The sequence below is a fragment of the Planctobacterium marinum genome (assembly GCF_020687805.1).
GTDB classification, from domain to species: domain Bacteria; phylum Pseudomonadota; class Gammaproteobacteria; order Enterobacterales; family Alteromonadaceae; genus Planctobacterium; species Planctobacterium marinum.
This window is the reverse complement of sequence record NZ_JAJEWQ010000001.1, coordinates 196,918-214,454: the sequence shown is the minus strand read 5'-3', so window position 1 is coordinate 214,454 and position 17,537 is coordinate 196,918. Positions and strand designations below refer to the sequence as shown.

Genomic DNA, 17,537 nt, shown 5'->3' with positions numbered 1-17,537 from the left:
TGACAACAAAAGCCAGATACGCAAAACCACCAAAAAGGTATTAAAAAAATCCCCGCGAGTGCGGGGATTTAAACATAAACTTTAATCAAGTGATTACTTCATTTCGGCCAACAACAAATAGGGATTCTCCAGGTAGGATTTCCAAAGGTTATTGAAGCGAACCATAGTAGCGCCATCGATGATGCGGTGATCACCAGACCAGCTTACCGTCATGATATTTACTGCTTTTACATTGTCGTTCTCATCAAAACGAGGCAGACGCTGCATTTTGCCCAGAGCAACAATAGCGGCTTCCGGCTTATTAATTACCGGCGTTGCCGTGGTGCCACCCAGTACGCCAATATTAGAAATACTGATAGTACCGCCCTTCAGGTCTTCCTGAGACAAGCGCCCTGCTCTGGCCTGGTCAACAATGCGGTTAACGTCCTGTGCCACTTCAAACAATGACTTATTTTGTACCTGCTTGATGTTAGGCACTAACAAACCAATTTTAGAGTCTACCGCCATGCCAATATTGTGATCATCGAAATAGGTGACCTCAGTGCAAGCATCATTCACCTGAGCATTGATGATGGGGAACTGTTTTAAGGCCATCGACAAGGCTTTTATGAAGATGGGCATAAATGTCAGCTTCACATCCTGCTTCTCAAATTGTGGTTTGAGTTGCTGTCTCAGTGCAATCAAGGCATCCATTTCGATTTCTTCGCTGACGCTGAAATGCGGAATGGTAAATACCGAATCCGTCATTTGCTTGGCCATAGCGGCTTTAACGCCGCGAATAGGCTCTACCCGTGTGCCACCAGACGACGGCGCAGCAGCAGTTGCTGTAGTGTCAGCAGCCTTAGCCTGATTAGCGCCTCCCTCAAGATAAGCTTTAACATCTTCTTTCATGACCCGGCCTTTTTTGCCAGAACCAGGAACCTTAGCGATATCAATGTTCGCTTCACGAGCCAGGCGACGTACAGCCGGACTGGCCAGGGCTTTACCCTGTCTGACAGGGGCATCATTGTTACTCGCAGTTGCAGTATTCGCGGTTGCAGTAACATTTGCAGAGGAACTGGTCTCCACTTTTGCCACAGGCGCAGCGCCAGATGAAGCGCCCTCAGTCTGAATAGCATACAGAGGTTCATGTACCTTGGCGATTTCGCCTTTGGCGTAATACAACTTAACCACAGTACCGGCATCTTTGGCCGGGATCTGCACCAGTGCTTTGTCCGTCATAACATCAGCGACAGGCTGATCTTCTGCAACAATATCACCTTCGCTTACCAACCATTCAACCAGCTCACATTCAACAATACCTTCGCCAATATCAGGCAGGATAAAGTCAATCACTGCACCGCCTGTGGTTGCAGCACCTGAAGATGCGACTTCCTGTTTTGGCTCTGGTTGGCTTTGTGCAGCAGGTGCGCTTGCCTCACTTGCCGCGCCGTCTACTGTCATAGCAAACAGAGGCTCGTGAACTTTGGCAATATCGCCTTTTTGATAATGCAGCTTTTCCACTACGCCATCGTGCATAGCGGGGATCTGCACTACGGCTTTGTCTGTCATCACTTCCGCCACCGGCTGATCTTCAGCAATACGGTCGCCTTCTTTAACGAGCCATTCAAGCAGCTCACACTCTACAATGCCTTCGCCGATATCAGGTAAAATAAATTCTGTCGTCATAGTCTTCCCCGATTAAAAGTGCATAGTACGCATGATGGCTTCATAGGTTTTCAGGTGATCTGGCATATATTCTTTTTCATGTGCCAAAGGATACGGAGTATCCAAACCACAGACACGCGCAATAGGTGATTCCAGATTCAGGAAGCAACGCTCCTGCACTGTCGCAGCCACTTCAGCAGCAAAGCCACCGGTTAACGGAGCTTCGTGGTTGATTAACAATCTGCCGGTTTTTTCTACTGACTGACAAATAGTATCAGCATCCCAGGGCTGAATACTGCGCAAATCGATAATTTCGCTGGAAACGCCATCTTTTTCCGCCATTTCAGCGGCTTTTTCGATGATTTCCATCTGTGCACCCCAGGCCAGCAAGGTGATATCAGAACCTTCTTTAACCACTTCTGCTTTACCTAATGGCAACTGATAATCTTCTTCCGGCACTTCGCCAACAGAAGCGCGATATAGGCGCTTAGGCTCCATGAACAATACCGGGTTGTCGTCGCGAATAGAGGCTAACAACAAACCTTTGGCCTGGTAGGGATTACGAGGAATAACAATTTTAATGCCTGGACAGTGAGCAAAAAACGCTTCCGGAGATTGCGAGTGATAATGACCGCCTGCAATACCACCACCATAAGGTGTACGGATAGTCAGGCTGCCTACTGAAAACTGTCCACCAGAACGATAGCGGAACTTAGCGGTTTCATTAACGATCTGATCGAAAGCCGGGAAGATGTAATCGCCAAACTGAATCTCAGCAACGGGAACAGAGCCCTGAGAGGCCAAACCGTTAGCAAAACCTATGATGCCCTGCTCTACCAGTGGCGTGTTAAATACTCTGTCGCGTCCGAATTTTTCCTGCAGGTTACTGGTAGCCCGGAATACGCCACCAAAATGGCCGACATCCTCACCAAACACCATGACTTTTTCATTGTCTTCCATGGCGATATGCAAGGCATTGTTTACCGCCTGTAAAATATTCATTTTAGCCATTAGTCAATTCTCCCTGCGGTTTTAGGATAAGCTTCCGGATACTTCTTAATATGAGCTTTTAATTCGCTGAGTTGTTTTTGCAGTATTGGCGGCACTTCGGCGTATACGTCGGTAACTAACTCATCGATTTTACAAATTGGCACCTGCTCAACGCGCTTCAGCTCCTGCAGCACTTCCTGACGCATTTGTTCCACTTCTTTCTTGTTAGCGTCTTCATCCAACCAGCCTTTGGAAACCAGCCATTTAGCCATACGGGCAATTGGATCTCTTTCCTGCCACTTAGCTTCTTCTTCCTTGGAGCGATAACCGGTGGGATCATCAGAAGTGGAGTGAGCCGCTAAGCGGTAGGTCATGGCTTCGATAAGTACCGGGCAATTTTCAGCCAGGGCGATTTCACGGGCTTTTTGCGTTGCCGCATAAACACCTAATACATCATTACCATCAACCCGGATGGTTTTAACCCCATAACCGATACCGCGAGAAGCAATACCGTCACCGGCAAATTGCTCTTCTGCCGGAGTGGAAATGGCATAGCCATTGTTGCGGCAGAAGAAGATCACCGGGCAATTCAGTACCGCAGCCATGTTAACACCTGCGTGGAAGTCACCTTCCGACGCGGCACCTTCACCAAAATAACAAATGGTTACAGCGGGTTCACCGGCCATTTTCTGACCATAAGCATAGCCTGCTGCCTGCGGAATTTGAGTGCCCAGCGGCGAGGAGATAGTCATGAAGTTCAGTTCTTTGGCACCGTAGTGAATCGGCATCTGACGCCCTTTATTCGGCTCTTTTTCATTGCTGAACATCTGATTCATGAATTGCTCTGTGCTGTACCCACGGTATGCCAGAGAACCTTGTTCACGATATTGCGACATGATCATGTCTTGTGGCTCCAGAGCCGCCGCACTGGCAACCGTTGCACCTTCTTCGCCGGTAGAAGCCAGGTAAAAACTAATGCGTCCCTGTCGCTGAGCCGCCACCATGCGCTCGTCTAATACGCGGGTAAACTGCATAGTGGTATACATTTTTAACGCAGTTTCCTGATCAAGTTCAGGTTCAACAGCTTCTTTATGGACAACACCGTCCTGAGACAGGATTTGCAGCATAGGAATATCAATCAGCCCGTTGCTGATGATATTCACTTCATGTGCAATACCAACATGAGAAAGATGGTTTCTGGTTTTCATATTATCGCCTTATTGTGAGTGTCTCACACGACCTGATTATCAAATTCAGAACGTGCAGAACCAGCGTTATTTGATGGCTGTAAGTGTAGTCTTGTTCGCTTAAAAACGTGTTGCGATTTTTGGGAGAAATTTATCGGGGCAATCAGAATTTGCCCCATGCCTGCGTTATTTTTAGGATATCCATCCTAGTTTTTACAAATTTGTTATAACTCGTCTACAAGTTAACTACAAAGCGACATTATTGATGCAGAATTAGATGTGTTGATCAATCAATACCGGATTACCATCCGGATCGACGAGCATGATACTACCCGGCCCTTTTGAGTCCTCATCAACGGTGTCTAACAGTTCCAGTCCCTTTTCACGCAGCGCCTGCTGAATCTCCCTGACATCCTGATAGTTATCCAACGTACTGCAATCTTGTGCCCAGCCTGGGTTATAAGTCAGCATATTTTTTTCAAACATACCCTGAAACAATCCGATAGTACTGGAGTCATTTTTCAGGATCATGTAACCGTGTTCGATATTACCCGCGAACTCTTCAAACCCTAATGCCTCATAGAAGGCTTTCGATTTATTAATGTCCTTAACTGCCAGACTGACAGAAAATGCGCCTAGTTTCATAAACCACTCCCCTTGTATTGAATCATCAAGTATAGCGGGTAAGTGAAATTAGTGTAGTTGACTAAAAAAGCGTAGCCAGCCTGCCCCCCATAAGCTACAGCCTTCGTTGAGGTGATACTCAAAACAGGCAACACAGTAATGCCTCCTTTTGTCTACGACTAAAGTATTACCGGATTACGACTTTAGTCTAATTCGCGAAAACACGCGTTTACCACTTTTGAGAAACCCTTTAAATTTGCCCACATTACAGGTCCAACACAGCACATTACCGCTGAAACGGATAAGCAGTAAAAAAGGAAAACACAATGAAAACATCTTTTGCCGCTCTGATAGCATTATTTAGTATAACTCTTACTGGACAGGCCCGGGCTGCGACAATCGAAACCTGTGCGATGGATTATTCAGGCGCAATCAACGCCGTTTATGTCAATGGTGGCAGAGTCACTGGTATTGCTAAAATTTTTGCCAGCTCATCAACAGATGAGGCGTTTACGCTGATTGCAGAAAACGGCATAGAGCATACCCGTCATGGCACTATTACCACCACCTTGGATCTCACTGATTTTGCGTTAAACGGTACCTGTCAGTTTGAGAATCGCTTCACGCCACTGCATTCTATCGATGAAGACAGCCCATGGAGACAATTTCAGATGCACAGGGCCAGTATTTATGACAGCACTATGTTGGCAAAATACGATCACAATGGTGTTCAGGCCGATCTTTTGATTGCCAATGGCTGGACCTGGGGAGATGACCTGTCATCCATCCATGTCTTTGAAATGGTTAATGGCAAATTCAACCCGGTAAAGTACGACATTGATACGGGAAACGGACAATTACCCCCTTACAAGGCCGGGAACCGTACTATGAGTGTGAGCGGTGACGGTGGGCAATGGCGTTATCGTGCTTCCGCCGTGAGCGCGGATGGTCGTTTAATTGTTGGCTATGCCAAACTGGACGAAACGGTGACTTTTAACAGTGGCGTAAAAATCAAGTCATCTGATAAGTTCGGTATGATGTGGCAGATCACTGAAAGCTGTGCGGTTAATCGGGGAAAGTGTAACAACCAAAACGCCAGTCGCCTCACCAGCGGCAGTTCTAAAACCGGTTCTATCGCGGTTCAATCAATTAGCGACACACAATTGCAAAGAGACTCGTCTGACAAAGCCAGCAATAGTGAGTTACCACAATTCGATAACATCACTTACGACAAAGCGTCTCTGTTGGAAGATGTATACAGTGTTACTGACCTTGGCAACAATAAGTACCTGATCAATGGCCGTTCTGCGTCTGGTAAGGCCATGATAGTGCGCGTTACCTTATAAACCAACTTACCACTGTGCTTTAGCGGCTTTCGGGCCGCTTTTTTTTGTTTTACTCACGACCGTCAGCGACTTTGACTGTACCCCGTTACACATCTTCCTGTATAATCGCGCGCTTTTTAACTAAACTACGCATTACCACCAAGACTAAAGGCCCTGTATGACCGTAAAACAATTTGATCCCTCGCAAACCACCACAATGGATACCCCTAAAAAGGTTATCGAGCAACAGTCTCAGGAAAATCTGGCGACTGCTGACAGTGGCAACGCGAGAATTGGTTTTGTGAGTCTGGGTTGCCCTAAAAACCTGGTGGATTCAGAACGTATTCTGACCCAGCTTCGCACCGAAGGCTATGATGTGGTGCCGACATACAACGATGCCGATTTGGTTATCGTCAATACCTGCGGTTTTATTGATTCAGCAGTTCAGGAATCATTGGACACCATTGGTGAAGCCCTCGCGGAAAACGGTAAAGTGATTGTTACCGGCTGTCTCGGTGTAAAAGAAGACGAAATTCGCGAAGTTCACCCCAATGTATTGGCAATAACAGGCCCTCATGCCTATGAAACTGTGGTTGAGCAAGTACACGACAACTTGCCCAAGCCAGTTCACAACCCATTCAGCGATTTAATTCCTGAACAAGGTGTTAAACTAACGCCGCGCCATTACGCTTACCTGAAAATTTCTGAGGGCTGTAATCACAGATGTACTTTCTGCATCATCCCGTCCATGCGTGGTGACTTGGTGAGTCGTCCTGTTGGTGAAGTACTGAGTGAAGCCGAGAGACTGAGCAACGCTGGCGTAAAAGAACTACTGGTGATTTCTCAGGATACCAGTGCCTACGGTGTAGATGTTAAAAACAAAACCGGATTCTGGGACGGAATGCCGGTAAAAACCGGCATGACAGAATTAGCTGAGCAACTGGGTCACATGGGCATATGGGTGCGATTGCACTATGTTTACCCCTATCCTTCAGTGGATAAAGTGATTCCTTTAATGGCACAAGGCAAGATCCTGCCGTATCTGGATATTCCCTTCCAGCATGCCAACAAACGAATTTTGAAACTGATGAAACGCCCTGCCGCGGCTGAGCGCACCTTAGAGCGCATCAAAAAATGGCGTGAGATCTGTCCTGAACTGGTGATCCGTTCCACTTTCATTGTGGGTTTCCCTGGCGAAACCGAAGAGGAATTCCAGGAGCTGCTGGATTTTCTGGATGAAGCGCAATTAGATCGGGTTGGCTGTTTTAAATATTCAGAAGTAGAAGGCGCCACTGCCAACGATTTACCGGATCAAATCGATGAAGCCACAAAACAAGATCGTTACGAGCGCTTCATGCTAAAACAGCAAAAAATCAGTGCCGACAGATTGCAACAGCGCGTTGGTTTGATTATGCAGGTGTTGATTGACGAGGTAGACGAAGAAGGCGCAATTGGCCGAACCTATGCCGATGCACCGGAAATAGACGGTGTGGTCTATCTCAATGGCGATACTCAGGTGCAACCGGGCGATTTTGTCGACGTGTTAATTGAACACGCCGACGAATACGACTTGTGGGGCAGTCGCGTAGAAGACTAACTTGCACTACACTCAGGGCATCTGAATATATAGATGCCCTGAATTGATCACCTCTACACATCAGAACAACACCAGTTTCATCACGCTACTTTGCCTGTTGCAGCTATTACTGGCTGGCTGTAGTAGCAATCGCTTTATTGATTGGCACAGGCAAACAGATAAGATTGTCGCAATCCCCTCGCTTTCCGACTCGCAAATAAAACAACTGCATCAAGTCTCCGTACAATCCCAGACACAATCACAGACACAGTTATTCAGCATGTGCACTGCACCGAAAAAGAATACGCCGATTCAAATGACTTTAGTTAGTTGTCATCAATGGCTTAAGCACAATGCCGAAACACGCTATACAGAATCAGAAGCTAAAATAATACCGCACTATAACGCAGCGCTGCTGCAAATCCTGACATCACAATCAGATTTAATCAGTTTCACCGCACCACATATACAAGTGCAAACAGAACCTGATCGGCTTGGTCAGGTTTTTGAGGAGATTTACCTCACAGCCAACATGCAAAACACAGAAGCTCATTTACGGCCTGAAGTGTTTTCAGGAATTGGTATTACCGCCGTTGCTTATCGAGCGAATTCCTATCAGATAGATGACCATGAATATCCGCTGGAAGGTATATATCGCCCAATCACCTTTTTTGTCCATGAGGTAAGTATTTCAGACCAGGAGCTACTCATTCATATTAAAGGCAAGCGGATGAATTTTCACAACCGCAACACTCTTTATCAATCTCAATTAGCCTATGCACCGGCTGCGGCATTTCTCACCCTTATCAACAAAGCTGATATTGATAAATCTTCCTTTATTGGCTTGCTAACCGCTGAACGGGCTGAGCATCGTTTTGGCATATTTGCTATTCAGGAATTTTCCCCGCATAAAACGCCATTGTTGATGATCCACGGTTTAAATTCCAGCCCGCTGATTTGGCGCAAACTCACCATGGCTATCATGAATGATGAAGCATTGAACAAGCGATATCAGATTTGGCATGCCTTTTATCCATCCGGCCCGCCTCCTTTTTACAACGCCATGCGACTGAGAAAACGATTAAAAACCATGATGGGGAGATTTCACCAATCGGATTATGCGGGTCAAAGTCTGAGTATCATTGGCCACAGTATGGGCGGCATCATTGCCAAGACCTTTGCCGTTGATACCGGGCAACAACTGTGGGATACCGCATTCTCAAAGTCACCGCAAGACATGACCAGTGTCTTAGAAAGCAATCCGCAAATGCAGGATATCTTTATTTTTAGCCCGCCTGCCCGGCTGAACAATTTGTTTTTCCTGGATACGCCTCATCGCGGCAGTGAAATGGCCAGCTCCTGGATAGGCAGACTGGGCGCAGGATTAATTAATCTTCCCAGTAATTTCACCAACATGTTTGCTGATGTGGTAAAAAAGTTTGGAATTGAGACCATCACCCCACCAATGCGTCCATTTCTGGCTACTCATGGCCCAAACAGTATTGAAGTGCTGCGCCCCGACCATCCACTGATGAACAAATTAAATAGTTTCCCGCTACCAGAACGTACCTGGTCGATAGTAGGTTTAGACAAAGAATTACATTGCGCAGGCCATACCTGTCTGACAATTTCGGACGGTGTTGTATCATGGACCAGTGCCACCCTGAATCAACAAGCCAACGAAGAGATCATCGTTGCCAGCAATCACGACTCATTTAACAACGACACCGCCATTGAATTTATCCTGGCTAAGCTAAGGGATTGATTAAAATTCAAGATATTAGCGGGACAGCCATCACAAAATAGCAAAGTAGTCCTGGTATTTGCGTTTTAGTTTTGTGGTTTGAAATGTCGAATTTAGAATGGGTGTCCGTGCTAATTATTAAACCTCGATAGATTTCCAAGACAGTAAAAATTGGCAGGACACAATAGACAGGACAGGCTCATATTCAAATTGATGGTTTTAAAATGATGTTTTTAGCATGGGTACTTGAGATGGCCACTCCTATCGGCATCACAATGTGCCAAGATTGAAGTGTTCAAGCAAACAATCTAACGGAGTGACCACTATGAAATGTAGCGTGATAAGTATCGACTTAGCAAAGAATATTTTTCAAGTATGCGCCCTTGATGAGTCCAGACAAATTCTGTCCAACAATAAAGTACGGCGGAGCAATCTGTTGAATGAACTGCGTCAATTTGAACCGACACTGGTTGTAATGGAAGCGTGCTACAGTGCCAACCCTTGGGGGAGGCGTATTGAGCAAATTGGTCATACTGTGAAGTGTGTTCCCGCTTTTGCTGTTAAACCCTTTTTGGTCGGTAATAAGAACGATGCCAATGATGCATTAGCGATAGCCGAGGCTTCGTTTCGACCGAAAACTCGTTTTATCGATATCAAGCCCGTTGAGCAACAAGATATCCAATCTTTGCAACGAATACGTGAGTTGTTGGTACGCCAACGTACCAGCACGATAAATCAACTACGCGGATTATTGGCAGAGTATGGAGAAGTTTGTTCTACCAAACCCGGCGCATTGCTAAAAGCGGTGCCTATGATACTCGAAGATGCGAGCAATGAACTCAGTTATGTTGCCAGACGTTTTATTCAGCAATTATTTGACCAGATTCAAGAGATGAGAATTCGGATTGATGAAACAGACAACTATCTTCAGGGGTTAATTGCAGACAGAAGTGACTACGCTTTGCTCATGGGTATTCCCGGTGTAGGTCCTCATGTCGCCGCTACCATTTTGGCCAGTGTTAACGACATTCATTCTTTTAAAAATGGTCGTCAATTTGCGGCATGGATTGGGCTAACACCATCACAACATGCCAGTGGTGAAATGAATCGCATGGGCAAAATCACCAAACGAGGGAATCAGAGTCTCAGGCGAATGCTTGTGCTCGGTGCCAGAGCGGTACTGAACTGGTGCCATAAACACGATGATAACGTGAGTAAATGGCTACAAAAAATTAAAGCTAAAATGCACAGCTGCAAATGTGTTACCGCGTTTGCCAATAAATTAGCAAGAATCATTTGGGCGGTACTGGCTAAGCAAACGCCTTTTGACGCCAAACTCGCGTGTTCAGCGTAACATGCTGAACTCATTAATCATTTACACTAACCACAGGATTGAGCGGTAACAAGCATTGATGATTTAAACGGTTATGTCTTATTTGGAACCTCGGGTGGACATCTGTCTTTGAGACATTGTGGGTGCTAAGGCGAATAAGACTTCTTGGATCTCATGAGGGCGCGACCAGCTAACCAGGTCATTACGACGCCGGATATATGTCATAAGACCGTATTTCATTATGCAGTGTACTGTTTAGGGTAATAGACAATGACTTAACTAAAACGCGTACCTTAAAACACAAAAAGCGACTGAATCCACTTGACTCAGCCGGAGTGACCATATATGTCCACATAGTTTTCTGAAGTAAATGACACGCAAACGCGCATGTAGAATTACCGTGACACCCGCCTGAAATTTACCTAATTAGCCACCAATAACGGTATACCTTCGCTATTATTTATTTATTTTTGCGCCCGGGCAATCGGTTTTCGGCTTCGGCTTCATAGTCGGCTATCCGGGTGTTCAGCCGATCCATTTCATCTTCCTGCTTGATGAGTTTTTCATTCAACAGCATGGTTCTGTCCACCAGACCGGAAATAATCTTGTCTTTGATGGACTCCCGTATTCTTACCGGTATTTTGCGAAACGCTTCGTAATCCACCTTCATCACCACCATTTCATCTTCGGCAATAACGGAGGCTGAACGAGGCTCTTTACAGATGAAGCCTACTTCACCGATAAACTGACCAGGAATTAAGGTACCGATATTACGGCCCCGGTGGGTAACTGTGGCTTTACCAGCCAGGATAATGTAGAACCAGGGTTCATGTGCGCCTTCTTTGATAAAGCACTCTTTGGATTTAATCGGCGTGAATACCGCGCGCATTTTGAGTACAGACTCTCTTTCGATGGGCTGCAGATCCTTAAACAAAGGGACCCGTGAAAGAATTTCCATTAACTTTAAATTATTCATAATTCCTGCGACTTCCAGCCACTAAAACCTTTCTGTCTGAGTTGATTGTAGGCCACCTGAACAATTAAGCCTAGCGGAAATTTTAATTCATGTTGCGCATCCCTTGTGCTACCGATGTCGGATACTTGTTTCGACTACGCAACAACATTAAGGATTGATTGCCATCACTCAACCTGGCGATCAGACCGGCAATAATACGGTCTTTCACTGCTTCCCTTATGGCACCTGGCAGTTTGGAAAAGTTTGCGGCATCCAGCTTCATTGCCATGACCTGCTCTTTGGCAATAACAGTGGCAATACGCGGTTCATTGCAAATAAAGCCCACTTCACCAACAAATTGTGGCGGACGCAATGTGGCCAATTCCTGTCCATTGAGAAATACTTTGGCGATTCCCGTCAGTAAAATATAAAAACAGGCTTCTTTTTCGCCTTCTCTGACGATGACATCACCGGCAGAAAAAACGTCAAATGCTTTCGGCATTGCTACAATTACCTTACGATCGGACTCAGACAAATCATTGAACAGCGGAATGCGACCCAGAATATCCAGTAATTTAACGTTATCCATAGATGCAACCTGTTTGCGATAGTTACTTTCTATATCGGTAGTAATTCTTAGTAAGCACAGGTTTAAATTGTGAAGTGGCTCACAAATCAGCGTTTTTCAGCATGTTTTCTGTTAATTTTTTGGATGGCTGCACCCCCAAAGACTGAAACTCTTCGGCTTTTTTGATGAGGTTACCACGCCCTTCATAGAGTTTGCTGTTGGCGTCATTGAATCGTTTTTGTACCGAATTGATTGCCTCGCCCAGCTTTTCCATATCCACCACAAAACCATAAAACTTGTCGTACAGATCGGCTGCTTTTTTAGCAATGTTGCGGGCATTTTGATTTTGGTATTCATATTGCCAGATATTGTGGATAGTGCGCAAGGCTACCAGTAAATTGGTCGGGCTCACCAGCAATACATTGTAATCCATGGCCAGTTTAACCAGCTCAGGGGATTCGTCGAGCGCCAGCATAAACGCGCCCTCTACCGGAATAAACATTAAAACGTATTCCAGACTTCGTTCGCCCAGCAGGTCGTGATATTCCTTGCGCCCCAGTTCTCTAATGTGCCCTTTAACGGACTGGATATGCTCCTTGAGGTAGCGTTGTTGCTCCTGTTGCGAGCCAGCGTTATAAAACCGTTCATAAGCATTCAAAGAGACTTTGGAATCAATGATCACTTCTTTGTTTTCCGGTAAGTGTACCAACACATCTGGCTGCAGTAACTTGCCATCTTCTCGTCTTTTGCTCACCTGAGTATCATATTCATGGCCTTCGCGCAGGCCACTCTCTTCCAGAATTTTTTGCAAAACCATTTCGCCCCAATTCCCCTGTTTTTTATTGTCACCCTTCAGGGCACGGGTTAGTGCTGAGGCTTCTTCGGTTATCTTCTTATTGAGTTGTTGTAAATTGATAATTTCAGTTTTCAGTGAGGCTCTTTCCTGTCCTTCCCGTATCGCCTGTTGACTTACCTGATTGCGAAAGCCTTCGATTTGCTGTTTCAGCGGATCTAACAACAACGCCAGTTTTTGTTGGCTGTGTTTTTCGAACTCTGATGAGTGGTTTTTAAAGATTTGATTTGCCAGGTTTTCAAACTGTTTTTGCAGTTGCTGTTCGGCGTTTTGCAAAATCTGTAACTTTTCCTGGGCGGCTTTATTTTCGTGTTCTCGGGCGGTTTTTTCTGATTCCAGGTTGTTACGCGTATCTGCATAAAGACTTTTTAAATTATCCAATTGTTCCTGTAATTCGTCATTCTCTTCTTCCAGCCCGCTCAGTTGCTGTAACTGCTGTTCCATTCGGGCGTTGCGCATTTTGTATTGGCTCAGTGATTCAGACTGCTCTATAAACTGCCGATTCAGCAGTTCATTTTGATGTTTGAGCTGCATTGCTTCCTGGCGCAATACTTCATCCTGTTGTTTTAAAAACCCCAGTTGTTCGTTCAAGGTTTGCAATTGCATCTGGTGGGTTATCTGAGTTTGCTGTGCCAACTGCACCTGATTATTGAAGCGCATTTTAAGCAATATGAACACCACAGTCGCCGCCACCAGTGCACCGGATATTGCCCACAAAACAGGATCTAAGGCCATTGGATTCCTTGTTAAAATAGTTCGATACGTCAGTTATAAAAAAGGCTGGTTACAAAAGCAACCAGCCTTTCAAAACGCCTAATGCATTCTATGCCAAACCGGCTGGAACATTAGCTCAGCGCTTTATCCAGGTCGGCAATTTTCGCTTTCCAGATCGCAGGGCCATCAGCGTGGGCGTTGTTACCTTTGCTGTCTACCGCCACAGTTACCGGCATATCTTCCACTTCAAATTCGTAGATGGCTTCCATACCCAAATCTTCAAAAGCAACCACGCGCGCCTTTTTAATGGCTTTGGATACCAGATAAGCGGCGCCACCAACGGCCATCAGATATACAGCATGGTTTTTGGCAATGCTTTCTACCGTTGAAGGCCCGCGTTCTGCTTTACCAACCATACCAATCAGGCCGGTTTGTTCCAGCATCATGTCAGTGAATTTATCCATGCGGGTCGCCGTAGTTGGACCTGCCGGACCGACAGCTTCATCACCCACCGCATCGACCGGACCTACGTAATAGATAAAACGATTGTTCAGATCAACGCCGTCTGGCAGGCCTTCTCCGTTTTCCAGCATACCCTGGATACGCTTATGAGCAGCATCACGACCGGTTAATAACTTTCCAGACAATAAAACAGTTTCGCCCATTTTCCAGTCCTGGATGGATTCTTTGGTCAGTTCATCGAGATTAACCCGGCGGGTATTTTCACCCACTTCCCAGGTAACTTCTGGCCAGTCTTCCAGTTTCGGGGCTTTTAATTCCGCCGGACCCGACCCATCCAGATAAAAATGAGCATGGCGCGTGGCCGCACAATTGGGGATCATGGCCACCGGTTTTGAGGCGGCGTGAGTAGGCATAGATTTAATTTTGATATCAACCACAGTTGTTAAACCGCCCAGTCCCTGAGCACCAATACCCAGCCTGTTAACCCTGTCAAAGATTTCCAGGCGCAGTTTTTCTTCGGTGGTTTCTGCGCCGCGTTCCATGAGTTCCTGAATATCAACGGGGTCCATCAGACTTTCTTTTGCCAACACCGCAGCTTTCTCCGCAGTGCCGCCAATGCCAATGCCTAACATTCCCGGCGGACACCATCCTGCGCCCATAGTAGGTAATGTTTTTTCTACCCAGTCTGCAATAGAATCACTGGGGTTTAACATTACCATTTTGGATTTGTTTTCAGAGCCACCACCTTTAGCGGCAATCATGACTTCTATTTTATCGCCTTCCACCATATCCAGGTGAACTACCGCTGGAGTATTATCTTTTGTGTTCTTACGGGCGCCGGCAGGATCAGCAACGATGGAGGCACGCAATGGGTTAGACGGGTCAAGGTAAGCACGGCGTGTGCCCTCGTCCACCATTTGCTGCACTGTCATGTCGGTTTTGTCCCAGCTTACGCCCATACCAATTTTAACAAAACAGGTCACAATGCCGGTATCCTGACAAATCGGGCGTTTGCCTTCCGCTGACATTCGTGAATTGATCAGAATCTGTGCCATGGCATCTTTTGCCGCCTGACTTTCTTCTTTCAGATAAGCCTGCTCAACCGCTTTTACATAGTCCAGGGGGTGGTAGTAAGAAATAAATTGCAACGCGTCCTGAATACTATCGATAAAGTCTTGCTGACGGATAACGGCCATGATTACCTCATTGTGGAATAATTAACAAAAACGAGCCACGAAAATGCCGGGGCACAGCTCGATGGTGGCTAAAGTCTAACTTAAATGTGATTTAGTGCTAGCCCTTTTGCCGATTATGCAAAGTCAGCACTACTGTAATCCCCTTAATCTAAGGTAGAATACCGCTTTTATGATAACCTGCACGGCCGGTTATCAGCAACGCTGCACTAGCAATTACCTAAAATCAGAATAAGAATTTCACAGTTTTTAAGACTCACATGCATAACGTTACCGTCGACCGTATAAAATTTAGTCCATTTCGTTGTTTAACAGACTGGTTTTCAAGCATAGAAAATACCGCCGGTGCGGTCCTGTTGCATTCCGGGGATTCGACTCATGAAAACGCCAAATTTCACATAGCCAGCGGCTCCCCTATTTTCACCTTAAAACTGTTTGCCGATGGGCGCTTAAGTTGTCACTACCAGATTGATGACAGCTGGCATATGCCTGACTCAGGGCAAAAAAAATTGCAGGCGGTATACAACGAATTTAACAATGCCACTATCCGTCCGGCAGACATTGTCAACAAAGCTCATGAGATTAAAATCCGGCTGTTTGGCGATACCTCGAAAAACAGTATAGACCTGCCCTTTCAATGTGGTCTGATAGGGTTTGCGGCTTATGATTTTGGTCGCTTCCTGGAAATTCTGCCCGGTAGCGCATTGGACGAGTATCAAACGCCGGTTTTTACCGCCAACTTTTACAGTTGGAGTGTGTTAGAAAACCAGGCCACTAAAAAAGCGTATTTGTGTTTTAGTGAAGAGTTTGCTTGTCCGAGGTTTAATCTGGTTACGATTCCCTCAGCCGGGCAGCGATTTTATCAGCCATGGCAAAATCAACCCAGACAAACCGCGGAGTTCCGCCTTACCGAAACATGGCAAAGCAATATGGGTGAAGCTGATTATTTGCAAAAGCTGGATAGAATTCACGAATATCTGCTGGCAGGTGATTGTTATCAGGTAAATCTGGCGCAGCGTTTTAAAGCCCCTTATCAGGGTTCAGAATGGGCCGCTTTTGAAGCGCTGACTGAAGTTAATCCGGCACCATTTTCAGCCTTTATTCGCAATGATGAAAGCTGCATTATCAGTTGCTCTCCCGAGCGTTTTTTGTCTGTTAAAGGCGATATTATTGAAACTAAACCGATCAAGGGTACCCGTCCCAGATTTAACGATCCTATTGATGACGAAGACTCCCGGCAGGCACTGATAAATTCAGAAAAAGATCAGGCCGAAAACCTGATGATCGTAGACTTACTGCGCAATGACATCAGTAAAAATGCGGTGGCCAATAGTGTAAAGGTTACCGGGCTTTTTGAAATTGAGTCATTCAGTGCCGTGCATCACATGGTCAGTACTATTCGGGCCCGGTTAAAACCGTCCAGCCACCCTTTGCAATTGTTGCAGGATGCCTTTCCCGGCGGCTCGATAACCGGCGCACCCAAAATCCGCGCAATGGAAGTTATCGATGAGTTAGAACCTCATCGGCGCAATATTTATTGCGGTAGCATTTTCTATCTGGGCGTAAATCAGGATTTTGACAGCAGCATCTGTATCCGCACCTTACTGTTTGAATCAGGCCAGGTATACTGCTGGGCGGGTGGAGGTATCGTTGCTGACTCAGAGCCGCAAGCGGAATATGAAGAAACCTTTCACAAGGTGAAAAAAATCCTGCCTACGATACGTTTTGTCAGAAAGAAGGTCCTATGAAACTGGAGGAATTTAAGCAACGCTTTTACCACGCGCGCAATATTACTCCCGAGCCGGACTATCCGTTGCGTCAAAAAGGCAAGCCTGCTGCCGTACTGATCCCACTGGTCATGCGCGATGAGCTTTCAGTGTTGTTGACCCGCAGGGCCTCTCACCTCAAACACCATGCCGGACAAATCAGTTTCCCGGGTGGCCGTGTTGATGATACGGATATCGATCTCAAGGCAACTGCACTCAGAGAAACTGAAGAAGAAATTGGTCTCAAAAGAGAAAACATCGATATTGTGGGTACATTACCCACTTTCAGAACAATTTCCCGTTATGAGGTCACGCCCTATGTCAGCCTGGTAAAACCGGACTTTGATCTGGTGATTAATCAGGATGAAGTGGATCAGGTATTTGAAGTACCCCTGGCGACAGTGATAAACCATGACAACCATCTGGTGCATACCGTGAAGCGCAATAACAGCGTTTATCCGGTTTATTTTATTCCCTGGCAGGAACACATGATTTGGGGAGCAACCGCGGCATTTATCAGAGCACTTTCCCGGCACCTGACTTGACACTTATCCACTGTGGATAAGGCTTTACAACAGGTTATCTGGTAAGACCTTTACT

The 17,537-nt window shown here is 46.0% G+C and carries 14 protein-coding genes; 6 read left to right on the top strand and 8 right to left on the bottom strand.

Annotated features, from left to right (window positions below):
- Positions 1-93: 93 nt before the first annotated feature.
- The 4 genes from LJ740_RS00970 to LJ740_RS00955 form a co-directional block, all read right to left on the bottom strand.
- Positions 94-1,668 carry a dihydrolipoyllysine-residue acetyltransferase gene (locus LJ740_RS00970; protein ID WP_229527175.1) on the bottom strand — a complete coding sequence of 525 codons (1,575 nt, stop codon included), beginning with the start codon at positions 1,666-1,668 and terminating at the stop codon, positions 94-96.
- 12 nt (positions 1,669-1,680) lie between these two features.
- A complete protein-coding gene (locus LJ740_RS00965) occupies positions 1,681-2,658 on the bottom strand; it encodes an alpha-ketoacid dehydrogenase subunit beta (protein WP_229527174.1) in 978 nt (325 codons plus the stop codon).
- Entirely contained in the window at positions 2,658-3,845 is a 1,188-nt protein-coding gene (locus LJ740_RS00960; RefSeq protein ID WP_229527173.1) for a thiamine pyrophosphate-dependent dehydrogenase E1 component subunit alpha, read from the bottom strand. Before LJ740_RS00960 ends, LJ740_RS00965 begins: the two co-directional genes overlap by 1 nt.
- A 252-nt stretch (positions 3,846-4,097) precedes the next feature.
- Positions 4,098-4,469 (bottom strand): VOC family protein, encoded by a 372-nt coding sequence (locus LJ740_RS00955; RefSeq protein WP_229527172.1) that lies wholly within the window; start codon positions 4,467-4,469, stop codon positions 4,098-4,100.
- A 305-nt stretch (positions 4,470-4,774) separates the two neighbouring features.
- Here LJ740_RS00955 and LJ740_RS00950 point away from each other — a divergent pair, with 305 nt between their 5' ends.
- The 4 genes from LJ740_RS00950 (at position 4,775) to LJ740_RS00935 (ending at position 10,447) form a co-directional block, all read left to right on the top strand.
- Entirely contained in the window at positions 4,775-5,794 is a 1,020-nt protein-coding gene (locus tag LJ740_RS00950; RefSeq protein ID WP_229527171.1) for a hypothetical protein, read from the top strand.
- A 157-nt stretch (positions 5,795-5,951) separates the two neighbouring features.
- Complete coding sequence (gene rimO / locus LJ740_RS00945) at positions 5,952-7,370, top strand: 30S ribosomal protein S12 methylthiotransferase RimO (protein WP_229527170.1); 1,419 nt, start codon at positions 5,952-5,954, stop codon at positions 7,368-7,370.
- Positions 7,371-7,665: 295 nt separating this feature from the next.
- Positions 7,666-9,114 (top strand): esterase/lipase family protein, encoded by a 1,449-nt coding sequence (locus LJ740_RS00940; protein ID WP_229527169.1) that lies wholly within the window; start codon positions 7,666-7,668, stop codon positions 9,112-9,114.
- A gap of 304 nt (positions 9,115-9,418) precedes the next feature.
- Positions 9,419-10,447, top strand: coding sequence for an IS110 family RNA-guided transposase (locus tag LJ740_RS00935; protein ID WP_229527168.1), 1,029 nt, complete (start codon positions 9,419-9,421; stop codon positions 10,445-10,447).
- A 439-nt stretch (positions 10,448-10,886) separates the two neighbouring features.
- On the opposite strand, the gene LJ740_RS00930 is transcribed toward LJ740_RS00935, so the two are convergent.
- The 4 genes from LJ740_RS00930 to LJ740_RS00915 all read right to left on the bottom strand — a co-directional run bounded on the left by LJ740_RS00930 (position 10,887) and on the right by LJ740_RS00915 (position 15,174).
- The gene (locus tag LJ740_RS00930) at positions 10,887-11,402 is read right to left on the bottom strand and encodes a cyclic nucleotide-binding domain-containing protein (protein ID WP_229527167.1); all 516 of its coding nucleotides are present in this window, start codon (positions 11,400-11,402) and stop codon (positions 10,887-10,889) included.
- 82 nt (positions 11,403-11,484) lie between these two features.
- The gene (locus tag LJ740_RS00925; RefSeq protein ID WP_229527166.1) at positions 11,485-11,970 is read right to left on the bottom strand and encodes a cyclic nucleotide-binding domain-containing protein; all 486 of its coding nucleotides are present in this window, start codon (positions 11,968-11,970) and stop codon (positions 11,485-11,487) included.
- A 79-nt stretch (positions 11,971-12,049) separates the two neighbouring features.
- Positions 12,050-13,537 (bottom strand): DNA recombination protein RmuC, encoded by a 1,488-nt coding sequence (gene rmuC, locus LJ740_RS00920; RefSeq protein WP_229527165.1) that lies wholly within the window; start codon positions 13,535-13,537, stop codon positions 12,050-12,052.
- A 110-nt stretch (positions 13,538-13,647) separates the two neighbouring features.
- Positions 13,648-15,174 (bottom strand): fumarate hydratase, encoded by a 1,527-nt coding sequence (locus LJ740_RS00915; protein WP_229527164.1) that lies wholly within the window; start codon positions 15,172-15,174, stop codon positions 13,648-13,650.
- A gap of 257 nt (positions 15,175-15,431) precedes the next feature.
- Between LJ740_RS00915 and pabB the strand changes: the two genes are divergently transcribed.
- Positions 15,432-16,919, top strand: coding sequence for an aminodeoxychorismate synthase component I (pabB, locus tag LJ740_RS00910; RefSeq protein ID WP_229527163.1), 1,488 nt, complete (start codon positions 15,432-15,434; stop codon positions 16,917-16,919).
- A complete protein-coding gene (locus LJ740_RS00905) occupies positions 16,916-17,482 on the top strand; it encodes a CoA pyrophosphatase (protein ID WP_229527162.1) in 567 nt (188 codons plus the stop codon). Before pabB ends, LJ740_RS00905 begins: the two co-directional genes overlap by 4 nt.
- Positions 17,483-17,537 lie beyond the last annotated feature (55 nt).